The sequence below is a fragment of the Thermogemmatispora aurantia genome, assembly GCF_008974285.1.
In the GTDB taxonomy this organism is placed as follows: Bacteria; Chloroflexota; Ktedonobacteria; order Ktedonobacterales; family Ktedonobacteraceae; genus Thermogemmatispora; species Thermogemmatispora aurantia.
Genome location: NZ_BKZV01000007.1, coordinates 223906 through 238839, shown reverse-complemented (window position 1 = coordinate 238839; position 14934 = coordinate 223906). Strand labels below are relative to the sequence as shown.

General features: G+C 59.4%; 13 protein-coding genes and 1 rRNA gene. All 14 read right to left on the bottom strand.

What is annotated here, in order from left to right:
* Positions 1–122, bottom strand: a 16S ribosomal RNA gene (locus tag KTAU_RS19260); the annotation flags it as partial.
* A 608-nt stretch (positions 123–730) separates the two neighbouring features.
* Positions 731–1999 carry an MFS transporter gene (locus tag KTAU_RS19255; RefSeq protein ID WP_151729899.1) on the bottom strand — a complete coding sequence of 423 codons (1269 nt, stop codon included), beginning with the start codon at positions 1997–1999 and terminating at the stop codon, positions 731–733.
* Positions 2000–2406: 407 nt separating this feature from the next.
* Positions 2407–3309 (bottom strand): NAD(P)-dependent oxidoreductase, encoded by a 903-nt coding sequence (locus tag KTAU_RS19250; protein WP_151729898.1) that lies wholly within the window; start codon positions 3307–3309, stop codon positions 2407–2409.
* A 3-nt stretch (positions 3310–3312) separates the two neighbouring features.
* The gene (locus KTAU_RS19245; protein WP_151729897.1) at positions 3313–4011 is read right to left on the bottom strand and encodes a 4-carboxy-4-hydroxy-2-oxoadipate aldolase/oxaloacetate decarboxylase; all 699 of its coding nucleotides are present in this window, start codon (positions 4009–4011) and stop codon (positions 3313–3315) included.
* On the bottom strand, positions 4008–4733 hold the full coding sequence (locus KTAU_RS19240; RefSeq protein ID WP_151729896.1) for a PIG-L deacetylase family protein: 726 nt from the start codon (positions 4731–4733) through the stop codon (positions 4008–4010). The genes KTAU_RS19245 and KTAU_RS19240 overlap by 4 nt, the downstream gene beginning before the upstream one ends.
* Before the next feature lie 161 nt (positions 4734–4894).
* On the bottom strand, positions 4895–5755 hold the full coding sequence (locus KTAU_RS19235; protein ID WP_151729909.1) for a DUF6282 family protein: 861 nt from the start codon (positions 5753–5755) through the stop codon (positions 4895–4897).
* A gap of 225 nt (positions 5756–5980) precedes the next feature.
* On the bottom strand, positions 5981–6628 hold the full coding sequence (locus KTAU_RS19230) for a GntR family transcriptional regulator (protein ID WP_151729895.1): 648 nt from the start codon (positions 6626–6628) through the stop codon (positions 5981–5983).
* A gap of 5 nt (positions 6629–6633) precedes the next feature.
* Positions 6634–7581: a VOC family protein gene (locus tag KTAU_RS19225; protein ID WP_151729894.1), complete on the bottom strand. Its 948-nt coding sequence runs from the start codon at positions 7579–7581 to the stop codon at positions 6634–6636.
* A gap of 3 nt (positions 7582–7584) precedes the next feature.
* Complete coding sequence (locus KTAU_RS21700) at positions 7585–7746, bottom strand: hypothetical protein (RefSeq protein WP_170293436.1); 162 nt, start codon at positions 7744–7746, stop codon at positions 7585–7587.
* A 244-nt stretch (positions 7747–7990) separates the two neighbouring features.
* On the bottom strand, positions 7991–8911 hold the full coding sequence (locus KTAU_RS19220; RefSeq protein WP_151729893.1) for a prephenate dehydrogenase: 921 nt from the start codon (positions 8909–8911) through the stop codon (positions 7991–7993).
* Between the two features lie 124 nt (positions 8912–9035).
* Positions 9036–9821, bottom strand: a complete 786-nt coding sequence (locus KTAU_RS19215) for a hypothetical protein (RefSeq protein ID WP_112427091.1) — start codon at positions 9819–9821, stop codon at positions 9036–9038.
* Positions 9822–9980: 159 nt separating this feature from the next.
* The gene (locus tag KTAU_RS19210) at positions 9981–11231 is read right to left on the bottom strand and encodes a GTPase (protein WP_151729892.1); all 1251 of its coding nucleotides are present in this window, start codon (positions 11229–11231) and stop codon (positions 9981–9983) included.
* A gap of 457 nt (positions 11232–11688) precedes the next feature.
* A complete protein-coding gene (locus KTAU_RS19205; protein ID WP_151729891.1) occupies positions 11689–12603 on the bottom strand; it encodes a TIGR03560 family F420-dependent LLM class oxidoreductase in 915 nt (304 codons plus the stop codon).
* Between the two features lie 54 nt (positions 12604–12657).
* A complete protein-coding gene (locus KTAU_RS19200; RefSeq protein ID WP_151729890.1) occupies positions 12658–14727 on the bottom strand; it encodes an arginine--tRNA ligase in 2070 nt (689 codons plus the stop codon).
* Between the last annotated feature and the right edge of the window lie 207 nt (positions 14728–14934).

Genomic DNA, 14934 nt, shown 5'->3' with positions numbered 1-14934 from the left:
AGGTCACCCACGTGTTCCTCACCCGTCCGCCACTCCCTCCCCTCGCGGAGAGGGCGTTCGACTTGCATGTGTTAGGCACGCCGCCAGCGTTCGTCCTGAGCCAGGATCAAACTCGCCATCCAGTTCTTAAATTGAACATACGATGTCGAGCTTCTATCTTCAGCGGCTGGCTCCCCAGCCTCCGCTGAGCAAACCATCCGCCATTATGTTCTTCTGGACGTCAGGGCCATCTGCGCCGCCTCGCCTGACGGACCTACTTGCGTTGACGGCGAGCTTCTTGAGAAGAGGATCGCTCTCACCGCAATCCGTCAGTAGCGAACACAGCACATCCGCCTCTGCTGTTTTCCACTCTTCAATTGTCAAGGTACACTAACCTGGTCTCACTCAGGCCGTTGTTGTCTCCCTACGCTCATCATCTTCCACGATGCCATCTCGTTGAGGGCAGAAAACCCCACCACGTGGAGCACCTGGAAACAGAAGGTAACTGGCACTGGCTGCCAATGTTGGATCTGGGCAGCCCACCAGCGATGGGCGGGGTGACCGGCTTTCGCTGAGTGGCCTCGCTGTCTTTTTGTTTCTCTCTGCGAGGCGAGTGAGATTATCTCACAGCCTGGATTGGTTGTCAAGGGGGTATTGGCCAATTTGCCAGAAATTTTCTCAAAAAGGGAAGCGAGCTCCTGGAAGGGGCTCGCTTCTAGGAGAGGGGAAAGGGTCAATCAAGGCAATGGAGTCAGGCAGTAGGTACGATTTCCTGGGCCTCCAGCGCTCTCCGTCCGATCTTGGCTGGAGCAGTCTCCTTGAGACCAAAAGCCAGGAGTGCGCTGACCAGCATGCCCGCGGCGGCAATCCACATTGGAGCCACCAGCCCCCAGTGATCTGCGGCCACGCCGCCCAGCCAGGGGGCAAAAGTACCACCTACCAGCTCCCCAATGAACTGGGTCAGGCCGACCGCGCTGGCCACTAGTCGATACGGCAGGGACTCGCCTGGAATAATCACCAGGAAGAGCGGGAAGACAGCCTGACCAACGGTTGTCAGGAAAGCGACCACCATCATGACTCCCACCGGGGCGCGCAACAACGCCAGGCAGATCGGCGACAGACAAGCGACGAAGGCGAAGAGGATCAAGGTGGGTTTGCGGCCCAGACGGTCAGAGATGGCCGGCCCGACAAAACCCCACACAAAGGTCCCCAAACCTACCGCGGACATAATCAGGCCCATCTCATCAGGTGAATAGTGGCTTACCTCCGTCAGGAAGGTCGGGGCAAAGGTGGTAAAGGCAAAAAGCCAGGTCATTGAGAAGATAGCGATGAGCACACAGAACCACATGTTGCGATGGCGAAAGACCGCTCCGATGTCTGCCAGGCGCACCTTGGTGTGCTCAACCGCCTCAGCCTCCTGAGCAGTGCCCCGGCCAGGCTCACGCATCCATTTGAGCAGGACAAAGAACATTATCAGGCCAGGCACACCTACCAGATAAAAGGCTTCATGCCACGAGTAATGCACAGCAATCTGGGTGACGATGATCGGCGTCAGGAATGAGCCAATCAGCCCTAACGAGCTCTGGACAAAACCAAGGTTGAAGCCACGACGCTCGGGCGTGGAGGCCGCGATGACGCTCGCCTGCGCTAATGGCAGCACCGGCCCCTCAGAAACTCCCATGAGGCCGCGCACGAGGATCATTTGCCAAAAGCTGCGCGCCAGCCCTGAGAGGAAGGAGAAGAGCGAAAAGGCAAGGGTAATGGGCAGCAAGACCTTCTTCCGCGAACCAACGAGATCAGAGATCGAGCCAAAGATGAACCCGGAGACTGCCCAGCATACCGCAAGCACCGAGGCAATCATGCCAATCTCAGCATTGTTGAGCTTCAGGTCAGGGGCGATGAATGGGAAGAGATAGACAATGCTGAGTCGCTCCATGAAGACGAAGCCAAAGGTGAAGAACATCATGAGAACGACACCGTTCTCGTAGCGGAAAAAGGACCTCTTCTGCGGCGAAGCCATACCTGCAAACTCCTTTTTTCTCGTCTACTCGTCCGCTTGTTCACTTGACCCGATGAACAATACTCCGGCACGCTGGCAGACCTGGCCCGTCGCGTGCCCTGTCGATCTGAGCGTCTCCAGTAATGGAGGCCTCGACCCTGGCTCGCTGGACTCCATCGAGAGACGCTTAGCACTCCAAGCTACGCCCCGGTTCCTTTGGCCCGATCTGCAGCTTCGCTCCCTTCAGCGCTGAGGAAGGCCGACCAGCCCGCTATGACACAGGCAGCGACTTCGCTTCCCCGGCTGGCTTCTCCTGAGTGTCGGCACTCTGTAGCTCTCGTTGCTACTTTTCTCACTTACCAGTGAGAATACCATCTATTCACTCTGTCTATCAAGCTAATATTTTTTGCTGTGTTTACACCTCCTCTTCACTTTTGAGTATCATTGAGCCGACGTAAGAGGGTGCGATAACTCCTAGCCTGAAGGTCCTCACTGCCCATCTCAGACCCGCTGCCCGACACTTCCACCGTGCTGGTCAGCCGCTCCGCTGACCAGCGCAAGCGTCGGGCAGCCCCAGCAGAAACGAGGGGTTCAATCGCGAAGCTGGCCAGGGTCGCCGCTGCCTCTTGCATCTCGTCAGCCCGGCGCTGGGCGTGGAGCCGATGTCGCTCCAGCAAATAAGCACCGAGATCCCCCAGAGGCTTGTCGGGGAAAGAGGCATTGAGCGAGGCCAGCACCTGCTCGGTCAGGCCCGCCTTCTCAGCTGCCAGCAAGGCTTCCAGAAAGAGGGCTTCCATGCCTTTGAGCACCACACTGCGACACATCTTGAGAGTGGCCGCCGCACCCAGTGGTCCTTCCAGGACTTCGATGTTCATGCCATAGGGCTCCAGAGTCTCGCGCAGGCGTCTGGCCCCTGGCCCATCAGCCACAAGAGGAACGCGGTGCCGCAGCGGAGGTACGGCAGACATAACGGCGACACTGGCATAGCTGACGTTCGGGGCTAGCTGAGTGATCACCTGGCCAATCTCGGCCTTGACCTGCGGCGCACACGAGTTGAGATCAGCATAGAGAGTCCTAGCTCGCAGATGTGGGGCAATTTCACGCGCTACTGTCAAGGCGCCGCTCGCTGTGACCAGCGAGAGCACAAGATCAGCTTGGGCAGCAAGCTCAGCCAGGCTGGTCACCAGGCGGACTCCGCAGCGGGCTGCTCGCTCAGTGAGGGCCGGACCGCAGACAACATCGTAAGCGTACAGGTCACGTAGTCCTTCCTCCGCCAGTCCAGTAGCAATCGCCGAGGCAGCCTCACCAAAGCCGATGAAGCCGAGACGCATAGTTCATTCCTCCCACTCGTCATAGCGCACGTACTCGACGCCAAGAGCCTTGAGCTTACTGCGCAGGCCATAGAGATCCAGGCCTAGCTCACCAGCGGCCAGACGCTCACGGGTGACATTTTCTTTAGCGGTACGGGCGGCGGCCTGGGCAATGGTTTGCGCCAAAGCCTGGCGAGGAACACACACTACCCCATCGGCGTCGCCCAGGATGACATCGCCTGGCCTGATCAGGGCACCTGCGCAGACGACCGGTATATTGACTGCTCCTGCCGTTTCTTTGACAGTGCCTCGCGCCGAGATGGCTCGCGACCAGACCGGGAAGCGCATGGCACTCAGCGTCTCCACATCGCGCACTCCAGCGTCAATGACAAGGCCAACTACTCCATGCGCCCGCGCAGAGGTGGCCAGCAGTTCACCAAACATGCCATCCGTCGAGGGAGCTTCTGTCGCCACGACCAGCACATCGCCAGGCTGACAAACCTCGATGGCTGCGTGCACCATGAGGTTATCGCCAGGAGGACAGAGGACGGTAACAGCGCTCCCCACCACATGCGCTTCGGGATAGATGGGACGCAGATACGGCTGTAATAAGCCTTCTTTGCCCAGGGCTTCGTGAACAGTCGCCACGCCATAGGCTGCTAACTGTTCGACCAGAGCCGCTTCTGGTCGCGGCACCTCTGTGACGACGATGGGACGCCTCATAGAAACTCACCTCCAACGGAGGGGTAGACACGCTGATAGGCTTCCGCGTAGACCACGCGCTGGCCGGAGTTGCGCCCCGCCTGCACGCCACGCCGCTTGGCTACATCGGTGTAATAAGCCCAGAGATGCTCTTGCGCCTCCATGCACTCCATAGCCTGGCGCTTCTTGTCAAAGACCGGCGTGATGTCGAGCAGAAGGTCGATGCGAAAGCCACACTGCTCCGGCTGATGTGGCTCGTAGAGAAAGACCGACGGCGCCCCAATGACGGGATAGGAGGAGGGATAGCCATGCGCCTGAGCCAGAATACGGCTCTCCAGCACCAGCTGGGTCGTGCGCGGATGGTCCATGTTGTAGGGATCTTGCAGAGAATGGGTCAAGATGATGTCTGGTCGATATTGGCGAAACTCTTGAACCAGGGCATCACGCAGCTCGGAGGTCACGTCAAGTGGATAATCGCCAGCGTCCAGGAAACGTACTTCTGCCCCGAGAATCGCCGCGGCCCGCTCAGCCTCAGCCCGGCGGATCACCTTGATCTCCTCCACTGTCTTGCCTTCCTGCCACAGGCGCGCCGATTCGCCTCGCTCCCCGAAGGAAAGGCAAAGAACTCGCGTGCGCCAACCACGCTGCGCATAGAGGGCAATGGCTCCTCCAGCACGCCAGACAAAGTCGGCAGCATGGGCGCTCACGACCATCAAGGTACCCGTTTCTGCAGCCTTAGTCATAGACGCTCTCTCCTCACTCAACCAAAGGATTTGCTAAAGCCTCACTATTGCTCAGCCTTGCCCGGCTCAGCCGTATGGCTCTCGCCTTATCTCTTGCCTGGTCTTGCTTGCCTGGCCGGCGCAGGCAGAGCACCGAGACGGTCTGCAACCGCAGGCCACGTTTACTCGTCTGCCACCAGCCGCGCAGGATTCTCAACGAGCATGCGCTGAACTTCACGGCGCGTGAAACCAGCTGCTAGCAAACGAGCGGCAAAATCAAGAAGACCAGAGACAATCGATGGATTTGAGCGCTGGCCAAGATCGGATGATAGCACGGTTCTCTCTGGACCAACAGCGCGAATAGCAGCGAAGAGTCTTTCCCACGGGCATTTGTTGGTGTAGAAGGTGGTATAGCAGCCTTCGATATAGGCCCCCATATCCGCCAGCCGCTGCTGCTCCTCAATGGAGAGGGCCTGTGAGGGGAAGAGAGCATGAGTAACCACGATGCGCTTAACACCGCTCTCCCGTGCTGCTGCCACTACTGCAAAGATTTCATCTCGCGCTAGATGCCCTGTGGCCAGCACCATGTCATACTCGGCGACACGAGCAAGGCAGGACCGCACTTCGGGGCGCAGCTGACCATGCTCATCGAAGACACTAAGTGGCTCTGGAGCACAGCCTTTGGCCCGGATCTCTTGCTGAATGCGGGTCCAAAATGGCTGGTGCCGCTCGCCACGGGCCGCTTGCCTCTCCGGCGACTCATTGGCTGCGTCGACGGTAGGCAGCCAGACAATGCGCGCGCCAGCCCGGCCAGCGATATCGACAGCCACTGGATTGAAGCCGCCCACGGCGTGGTTGAGGGCCACCGCCCCAAAGACCTGGGACCCAGGAACAGCAGCAGAGACTACCCTGGCCCGCTCGGCGGTGGGAAAGTAGTGCGATTTCAGGACAAAGCCGCACCAGCCAAGGGCGACGAATTCACGAGCCAGCGATAGATCATCCGTGCTGCGCTCAATCAGGTCCGGCTCAATATGAAGGTGCATGTCGATAGCACCAGCCAGTAAGCGGACGAGATCCTCACGCTCTCTGTCAATCAACCAGCTCACTCTCCTCTACGCTTTGATTTGTGATGTGTGGAGGCTTCCCTATCCTTGCTCTCAAGCAGATCGGGCCACTCACCGGCTCATGCAACTTGGCAGGGGTAGCAGACGACCTTTCCTTATCAGCATGCGCCCGCGAGTAAGCCCAGGCTCCTGCTCTCTGGGCCATCAGTGGCCCTGCTTCAGGCGTCGCAGGGTTTCACAGACACCCGAGAGATGGGCGCGCATGGCCTGCTCGGCGGCATCAGGATCATGGACAGCAATAGCCCTAACAACTGCATCATGCTCGGCTAACGAGGTAGCTGGACGACCGGGCGCCAGAATGGTGCGATACTGATAGCGCACACTTTGCGAGCCGAGTGTCTCTAGTAACCTGGCCGCTGTACGGTGACGAGCAGCTTCGGCGATCACCCGATGCAAAGCCGTGTTCAGAGCAGAGTAGGAGACGAGGTCGCCTTGCTCAACACAGGCATGCATCTGCACCAGTAGGTCGCGCATCTGGGCGATATCCTCGGGCCGGGCCCGCATGGCAGCAAAACGGGCCAGCAGCGATTCTATGGCAGTGCGTGCCTCTAAGATCTCTAGAGCCTCCTCAGGCGAGACGAAACGCACACGCGCGCCACGGTTCGGCTCGCGCACAACCAGCCCTTCCTGTTCGAGGCGGGCCAGCACGGTGCGGATGGTCGCTCGTCCAGTTCCCAGCCGCGCAGCCAGATCAAGCTCGATCAGACGCTCATTAGGCTGCAGCGTGCCGTCAATGATCCAGTTACGAAGACGCTCATAGCAGGTCTGCTCATTCAATAGCTGAGTTCCCATCTTCCTCAAACCACCGGTGTACCATAGGTATGGAAGGTTTCTACAGTCTTGTTCCCCCAGGCTTGACCGCGCGCACGCTCCTCCTCAGTCCAGGTGATGGGCTTCCAGTCGGGAGCCAGGACCAGGTAGCCGCCAGAGCAGACCTCGATCCGGTTCTTGCCCGGCTCATAAACATAAACAAAGTAGGTCTGGTTAATGGCGTGCTTGCTCGGCGCGAATTCGATGAAGACGCCATGATCGACAAAGAGGTTGGCGGCCCGCCAGATCAGTTCGTTGGACTCGACGTGAAAGGCGATATGGTGGAGGCGCCCTCTGGCACCAGTGGCATCCTGGGTGTAGACCAGGTCGTAGGATTTGTTGGTGGCCCGGTACCACAGTCCCGGGCGCCGGCCATTGTTGAGGAGGATCTGCTCAGTCAGGCGCAGGCCAAGATAGCGCTCGACAAACTCGCCGTCAGCCTCGGCGTACGAAGAGAGAAAGTTGACATGATCGAGCATCTTGACCCCAACTCCTCGCCCAGTCAACTTCTGAGGCTGGTTCTTTAGAGCAGGGCGTAGATGGACAGGAGGCTGATAGTATTCGGTCTCATAATAGAGCTCCAGCAGATGACCGTCGGGGCCACGGAACTGATAAGCCCGGCCATGACCGAGGTCCCCCTCGATCCACACCCCCCGAATCCCTCCTTGCTCCAGGGCGGCCACCCGTCGCTCCAGAGCCTCTGGACTCATTGCCCGCAGCGCTGTATGACCAATTCCGGCCTGCTCATGCGCGGTCAGCTTGAGAGAATACTGCTCATAATCGCCCCAGCAACGGAGATAGGCCGAGCGTCCTAGCCGGGCAACTTCTTCCATGCCCAGAACCTCGACGAAAAACCAGAGGCTCTCGTCAAAGCTGGGGGTCAATAGCTCAACATGCCCCAGGTGAGCAATGTCAAAGCAGAGCGCTTCAGACATGGCTCAGGAACCTCCTTTGTAGCGGGTCACGACTCCCGGTGACTGCGCTGTGCAGCGTGTGCGCCAGGCCCCTTCGCCCGGCAGAGCTTTGCCACCAATCTTGTCTACAAAATTGTCAACAACGACAACGGCAATAATCAAGCGTCGCTCGCATGTGTTGAGCACATAGCCAACTCCACATCGGCCTGCAAGCCAGCGCTCTCTCATTTAACAATCATGTCTACAAGATTGTTGACAATTTTCCGCAAAAAAAGAAAGCACCGCTTGCCAACTTTAGCAAGCATTTTGTACGAGGAGCAGGCCGTTGCTAGCGCTGCTCCTCAGTTCTTTAGAAAGAGTATAACATATCTTTGTCGCTTTGTCAAGGCGAGGGGCTGCGCTCCATGTGGCAGAGAAGCAGAGCGAGCACCTAGCTACTCGACGATCCATTGCGGCCAAGCTCGTGACTCCGTGGCCCGACTGGGCCCGTAGAGCCAAAGGTGGCCTGCCATTGCAGGCGCAGCTCCTGGGCACGGGCAAAGATCTCATTCAAATGCGGATCGTGAGCCGCGATACGATCGCGTAGCCGCGCAAGTGTCAGCAGATACTCATTGAGGCTGCGCACCAGGGCCTCACTATTGGTCAGACAGATATCGCGATACATCTCGGGGCTACCGGCAGCCAGGCGCGTCATGTCGCGGAAGCCGCTGGAAGCTAGCAAGGCGGCATCGCCCCAGGATGGAGCCTCGGCGGCGGTTGTCATGAGAGCGATGGCGGCCACAAAAGGCAGATGGCTGACATAGGCGACCTGGCCATCGTGCTCCGCCGGTTCAAGGAAACGAATGCGGGCTCCCAAGGCTTCCACGAAGCTGGCGACCTTGTTGACAGCACTCGGGCGGGTCCGCGCCGTTGGCGTTAGACAATAGATACGTCCCTGGAAGAGGCCAGCATCGGCAGCCTCGACTCCGCTAACCTCTTTACCAGTCATCGGGTGCCCACCAACGAACGAGACATTCTCTGGCAAGAACTCCTCCGCCCAGCTAATGACCTGGGCCTTCGTGCTCGCCACATCAGTAATGACGGTTCCGGGAGTCACGCAGCTGGCCAACTGCTGCAGGAGGGCCCGCATCGCCCCCACGGGGGTCGCCAGCACTACCAGCTCGGCGCCGCGCACGGCATCGGCCAGCGAGTCATAGGCTTGATCAATGGCTCCCACCTTGCGGGCTTGCTCACAAACCCCACGCCCCAGGTCATAACCGGTCACCTCTTGGGCCGCTTTTGCCCGATGGAGAGCCAGACCGATCGAGCCGCCGATCAATCCTAATCCGACAATTGCTACGCGCTGAAACATGGAGTATCCTCACATTAGTGCAGCCAATGATAACGATCGATGAGTACACAAAGCCAAAGCTACGGGAGCGACGGCGAAGTCGACAGGAGAGCCGCTCGACGGGCCTGCTCGTCCGCTCGCCAAACTAAAAGTAGGGCAAGCTCTCCAGCCAGGCCACTCCATCCGGGCCAATAGCGGCCCCCAACATGGCAGTGACCTCATCGCTGAGTAAAGCGCGCTGCTCCTTCCGATACTCGCGCAGAAAGCGCGGCAAGACCTCGGGGCCAGCGCGCTTCAGGAGGTCGAGGGCAAAGCGCTCTAGCAGTAGATCAAAGCACAGATAATCTTCAGCCGAGGTCTCCTCATCCCAGCTGAAACTGCGAATGGTGACCGGCGTCTTCCCATCTTCTTCCGCCAGGAAAATCTCTGCATACAGCTCATGCAGATCACGATTAACCACGTCGTGCTGACCGTCGAGGCGATGGGAGAGCCAGAGGGCAGCAAACTGCAGTTGCCATTCATCAGCCCAGAGCGGATAGTCCTCCGGCCAGGGACGCGGGTCCTGCTCCAAAAAAGCATAGGCCAGCTCGTGGTACAGGAGGAAGGTCAGCTTCTCGGCTGCCGGCTCGCCAATGATGGGGTCAAGCTGCGTCGGCACGACCAATGAGGGCGGCTCTGTCGCATTGGTAAAATAGGGCAGCCGGGTCTGCGCTTTCCCCAGATCCTCATCATGAGGCACCTTCTCCCAGTCAGCCGGCGCGACCAGGATGATCTCCAGCTCCGGCAGCGGCAGTTTAAGCAAACGGCCTAGCTCTTCCGCTGCCTGATTGAGTTTCAGCAGGAGATGCTGCGCTTGCTGCTCATACCCCCGCGGATAGTAGAGCAGAAAGCTATCCAGCAGTGTCCGATAACGCTCATAGGGGAACGACATGATCTTCTTTCTTCTCGTTGTAGTCTCATACCAGGCCAGGGACCCTGTGGTTTCAGGCTCCTGGTTAGACCAGCCAGCAGAATGCTACAACTGCTGCCCCGCTGCCGTGAGATAAGTGTGGCCGACCAAGAGCGGGCAGAGCGCTCTCTCCTTCCTACTCTACTCGCTCCGACCTGGCTCGGGTCCCGCCCCGGAGGGCGCTGGCTCTATCCCTCCCGGCAAAAGCCGCTCATCTCTTTCTTCGCGGGCAGAGCGCTGCAGCTCCTCAATAGTCCTCTCTTGACGGAAGCGCCGATAGAACCAACGGTAGAGCTGTTGGAGACGCCGGGGCGTGAGCTGCTTGCCGCTGTCATAGTACTCCAGCGCTACCTGACCAATGGCCCATGTTCCAGCAGCCGCAATAGCACCAGCTACCAGGTCCCCCCCCACAGGCACCGCTTTGGCCACCTGCTCTGCCAGGTAGCGCAGACCCGCCCCCCCTACCATTGTCAGGATCAGCTCGCGCGCATGACGCATCGCTTCGCTGGAGGAGATCGGTTCCCCATAGAGAGCGGCCAGGCGCAGCACCAGACGCACCTGCGTTCCCAGGATAATGGGAATATCAATGAAAGGCACCGGCTCCAGGCCAGCGGCCAGGCTGAGGAGCGTGGCGTTGCGAATAATGCGCTGGGCCGCACTGCGTCGAAAAGCTGGTAGCTCTCGCCCAATAACCAGGGCGGCCTCGGGACTGGCCTCGATGATGGCCGGAATCAGCTCTTCAGCAATATTCTGGCCGTTCTGGGCCGAGATCGGAATAACCCCAGCTACACCCAGACGTACGGCAATCTCAGTCGCCAGGCGATCGCCATCTAAGCCAGCCGGTAAGGCATCAATCTTGTTCACTGCGATGACCGCGGGCTTGTTTAAAGCTTTCACTTCGTTGTATAGCTCACGGTCCTCTGCCTGAAGCCCCCGTACGCCATCCAGCAAGAGCACAATCACGCTTGCCTGCTCCAGCGCCCCCCTGGTAATCTCGGGAAGATGGCCGGGAGTATCGATGAGGGTGAACGGACCAAATTCGGCAGGCACCAGCGCGCGAGTGGTCCCGGCATCGGGAGATACCAGGGAAATGTTCTTCCCCATGATCTTGTTGAAGAGGGTGCTTTTGCCAGAGTTGGGCCGCCCGACAATGACCACTGTGTTGCTGAGACCGGCCATCACTTCCTCATGAGCCTGCTTCCAATTGACTGCTCGCATGAAAGCTTGCATGAGCGCCAGATTGGCTGGCAGATTTTTGAGAACGCTGAGGCCTAGCTCGCGCACGCTCTTCGGGCGCTCGCTTTTGCGAAAGGCTCGCGGGAGCAATTGCTCCACAATATTCTTTTTGGTCGTTTCCTCACTCGCTGAGGAGATGGGCTTTTTCTGGGCCACGCGCGTCGTCCTTCCCTGTGCTATTTGTGCCTCGATGAAAGAAAAACTGCGACCTCAACAATGCCGCTTTTCGTAACCATTATAGCTCTTGTGCTCAGGTGAGGCAACCGCCAGGCCCCACACAGACCACAGTTATTAGCTCAGCCGATCCGCCAATTGTCTCGCTTCAGCGTCTGCTCGCTTGCTCAGCGCGGCCTGGCGATCCTCGCTCCCCTTCAGCTGTGGCATCCTCCGCGCCATACCCCTCTACCTTCCCGCCTCTTCTCTTACTACCACGCAGATGGCAGAGATAGAGAGACGATCGCTGGCCCACCCCCGCCTTCAGTTAGCTGCTACCTTCTGACCTTTCCGTCCCCCGTCCCGTATCCTCCAGCAGATCGTTCCCTCTGCTAAGGGAACAGCTACCAGGGCCAGCTGTCAGGTCGGAGGGCGAGGCGGAAAAGGCTAGTAAGAACTTTCACTCTCCTGTTTCGACCTGCCACTCTTCCGCGGCTTCGGCTTCCTCTTGGAGCGGAAGTACGACCTCCTCGGCCAGGCGCGCGACGATGTCCGGGGGATAGGGAGGGCGCAGATTGAGAATCAGGTGCGTGGCCCCAGCCTCGACGAAGGTTCGGGCAGCCGCGCGAAGCGCCGCCAGCGGGCGGGCCGGATCAACAGGGAGCTGGATCGAGCGTTCGATCTCCTGGGGATTGCGCCCGATGGCGGCACAATGCGCATCCAGCACGGCTTGCTTGTGGCGAAATTCGTCTACATCACTGCCGTTATAGTTCCAGATTGAGGCATAGCGCGCGACAACGCGTAGCGTCAAGCGCTCGCCGCTGCCGCCAATGACAAAGGGCGGATGGGGCTTCTGCTGCGGTTTCGGCTCACACGGAGCCTCATGCAAGCGGTAGTAGTTGCCCTCGAAGGTAACGCGCGGCTCTGTCCAGAGGCGCTTGATCACCTCACAGGCCTCGCCCAGGCGCCGAATACGCTCGCCCGTGGAGTAGAAAGGCAGGCCATAGGCCCGGTGCTCGCGCTCAAACCAGGCGGCTCCCAGGCCAAAGTCAAGCCGTCCCCCCGAGATCAGATCAAGCGTCGCTCCCATCTTGGCCAGCACGGCGGGATGGCGGTAGGTGTTGCCGGCTACCATCAGGCCAAGGCGCAATCGCTGCGTCTGCGCCGCCAGGGCCGCCAGTACAGTCCAGCCCTCCAGGATGGGACCTTGACTCTGCTCCTCCGACCCTAGTGGAATAAAATGATCGAAGAGCCAGGCATGCTCAAAGGCCGGTTGTGCATCCGCTTCCTGCCAGACCCGTCGGATCTCTTCATAGCTCACAAACTGCTGCGCCGTTTTGAGGCCAAAGCGCAGCCGTGCCCTTCTTGCTGCCATTGCTGTCTGCTTCTTTCTACCTCGCGCTTGCTTGATGTGCGCTTACTCTGCGGCTCAGACGCGCTCCAGTGGAATAAAGCCGAGTGTGCGCAGAGCATTATTCATTACCTGCGCCGTGGTGCGCACAATCCAGGCGCGGAAGGCCTTGACGCGCTGGTCCTCCTCCTTGACGATGGGAGGCGTATGCTCATAGAAATCACTGAAGTGAGCGGCCAGGTCATAGGCATAGGCGGCCAGCAGATTGGGCGCCAGATGGCTGGTCGCCTCCGCCAGGCGACGCGGATAGGCATCGATATGGCGCAACAACTCCCACTCGCTCTGCTCCAGGACCGGCGGCAACTCCTCCAGGCGCTCAGGGACCTCGTAGCCGCTCTCTTGCAGGCGGCGCAGAATGCTATTGGCGCGCGCATAGGCATACTGGAGATAGACCCCGGTGTCTCCCGTTGGTCGGAGCGCTTCCTCCATATCAAGGGCGATCACCTGCTGCAGGCTAAAACGGATCATAAAGTAGCGGATCGCCGAGGCCCCTAGAATGGCCGCGGTCTCGTCGGGCAGGTCCGGCTTGACCTCCTTCATACGGGCAATAGCCGCATTGATCAGGTCGTCGGCCTTGATCTCGATGCCCTTGCGCCCCGACATCGGATAGAACTCGCGCCCATCGGAGATGTCCACTCCCAGACTTGCTGCGGTCGCAGCGGAGAGGGTGACAATCTCGTAGGCAAGGTGCGTCGAGTTGCTGGCCTGCTCCTCATAGCCGAGGCGGCGCAGGCTCTCGTAGACTACTTGCTGGGCATAGGACTGGCGTACATCGATGACGTTAATAACGCGCTGGGCATGGCCGAAACGGAGCGGATCGCCCTCCTGACTCGCCTCCCCCTGAAGTCCCGGGGTGCGCATAGTCCAGAGCAGGCGCCCATCGTGCTGGCGCCCCCACGGCACAAAGGTGAAGTGTACATCAAAGGCCGGATCATCGGTCAGGCCAAACTTCCAGAGCTGGTACGCGATATCCTTGGCGGTGTAGGTCGCCGTTCCATCGCTCTTGACCAGCACTTTGTCCAGCGTATGCTCACTCTCCTCGTCCTGCGACTCACCTTCGCCAAACGGCAGAATCCAACAACCGGCCAGCTTGCCGCTCTCAGGGCGCCGCAGCAGGCCGCGGTTTTTCAGGACCTCGAAGGTTCTCTTCCAGAGGCCACTATGGAGAATGGCCGACTCCCAGGTGAGCAGGTCATAGGAGATATTCAGTCGGGACATGGTCTTGAGGTGAGCCTGCACAATGCGCTGGGAGAGATCGGCGGCCAGGGCTGCGTAATCCGCTCCCTCCTCTGGCCGACCGGCCTCGGCCTCACTGCCGTGCTCAATAGCCCGCAGCACTGCACGACGCCGCTCCAGTAGCTCCGGCTGCTCGTCGTAAGCTTTGCCCACAGCAACGTAGACCCGGGAGCAGTAGTAGTCAAACGGCTCGCCTGGCAAAGGCTCATCACCCTCAGGGAGATGGAGCCGACCTTCCTTGAGGAGGGTGAAGCCGACAACGACGTCGGCCACCTGAACTCCGGTATCGTCGATGTAGTTCTGGGCTTCAACCTGGTAGCCCTGGGTCCGCAGCATACGTACCAGGGTATCTCCTAAGCATGAGTTCCGCAGGTGGCCAACGTGGGCCGCTTTGTTGCTGTTGATATTCGTATGCTCGACCACTACCTTGGTGCCCACCCCTGTCTCGCTCTGCCCAAAGTCAGGGCCAGCCTCTAGCACACGTACCATGATGTCACGACTCACCAACGGGCGGTTCAGACGAAAGTTGAGATAGCCCGGGCGCGTGGCCGTGACCTCCTGCAGCGTCGGCAGGTTCAGCGAACGCAGATAGTCGGCCAGGGCCTCGGCGATGACCAGCGGTGGCCGCCCCAGGCGATTCTTCGCGGCCCATGACATGAGTGGAACGGAGTAGTCCCCAAAGCTGGCCTGGGCGGAGAAGCCCAGGTCGATGGGGAGTTCCTCAACAGGATAATCGATTTGCTCACGGGCCAGGTAGCTCCTCGCCGCTTCTCTAACCAGTGCGCTGAGATACTCATGGAGATCTCTCGGTGCCGCTTCGGCGGTTTCCTGTGCCTCTGTGCTTGTTGTCATACGGCCTCACTAAACAATCCGCAACACGGACGAATGCAGTTGAGTGATTCTAGAGTGAAACGTTTGCGTTACACTATAGCGTAGCTCTCTCGCCCGGTCAAGGCCCGGGGGACCAGTCCACCTTCTTCTGCCTTGCCCTTCCAAAGACAGGCAGAGAGTGTAACCAAGAGGGGGGACAAGGAACACGAGTAGACTGCACTGCCCAGG

Excerpts from the sequence above, each read along its gene's own strand:
- KTAU_RS19245 (WP_151729897.1), bottom strand. The coding sequence starts at position 4,011 with ATGAGGCGTCCCATCGTCGTCACAGAGGTGCCGCGACCAGAAGCGGCT.
- KTAU_RS19255 (WP_151729899.1), bottom strand. The coding sequence starts at position 1,999 with ATGGCTTCGCCGCAGAAGAGGTCCTTTTTCCGCTACGAGAACGGTGTC.
- KTAU_RS19220 (WP_151729893.1), bottom strand. The coding sequence starts at position 8,911 with ATGTTTCAGCGCGTAGCAATTGTCGGATTAGGATTGATCGGCGGCTCG.
- KTAU_RS19240 (WP_151729896.1), bottom strand. The coding sequence starts at position 4,733 with ATGACTAAGGCTGCAGAAACGGGTACCTTGATGGTCGTGAGCGCCCAT.
- KTAU_RS19230 (WP_151729895.1), bottom strand. The coding sequence starts at position 6,628 with ATGGGAACTCAGCTATTGAATGAGCAGACCTGCTATGAGCGTCTTCGT.
- KTAU_RS19205 (WP_151729891.1), bottom strand. The coding sequence starts at position 12,603 with ATGGCAGCAAGAAGGGCACGGCTGCGCTTTGGCCTCAAAACGGCGCAG.
- KTAU_RS19200 (WP_151729890.1), bottom strand. The coding sequence starts at position 14,727 with ATGACAACAAGCACAGAGGCACAGGAAACCGCCGAAGCGGCACCGAGA.
- KTAU_RS19235 (WP_151729909.1), bottom strand. The coding sequence starts at position 5,755 with ATGCACCTTCATATTGAGCCGGACCTGATTGAGCGCAGCACGGATGAT.
- KTAU_RS19225 (WP_151729894.1), bottom strand. The coding sequence starts at position 7,581 with ATGTCTGAAGCGCTCTGCTTTGACATTGCTCACCTGGGGCATGTTGAG.
- KTAU_RS19250 (WP_151729898.1), bottom strand. The coding sequence starts at position 3,309 with ATGCGTCTCGGCTTCATCGGCTTTGGTGAGGCTGCCTCGGCGATTGCT.
- KTAU_RS19215 (WP_112427091.1), bottom strand. The coding sequence starts at position 9,821 with ATGTCGTTCCCCTATGAGCGTTATCGGACACTGCTGGATAGCTTTCTG.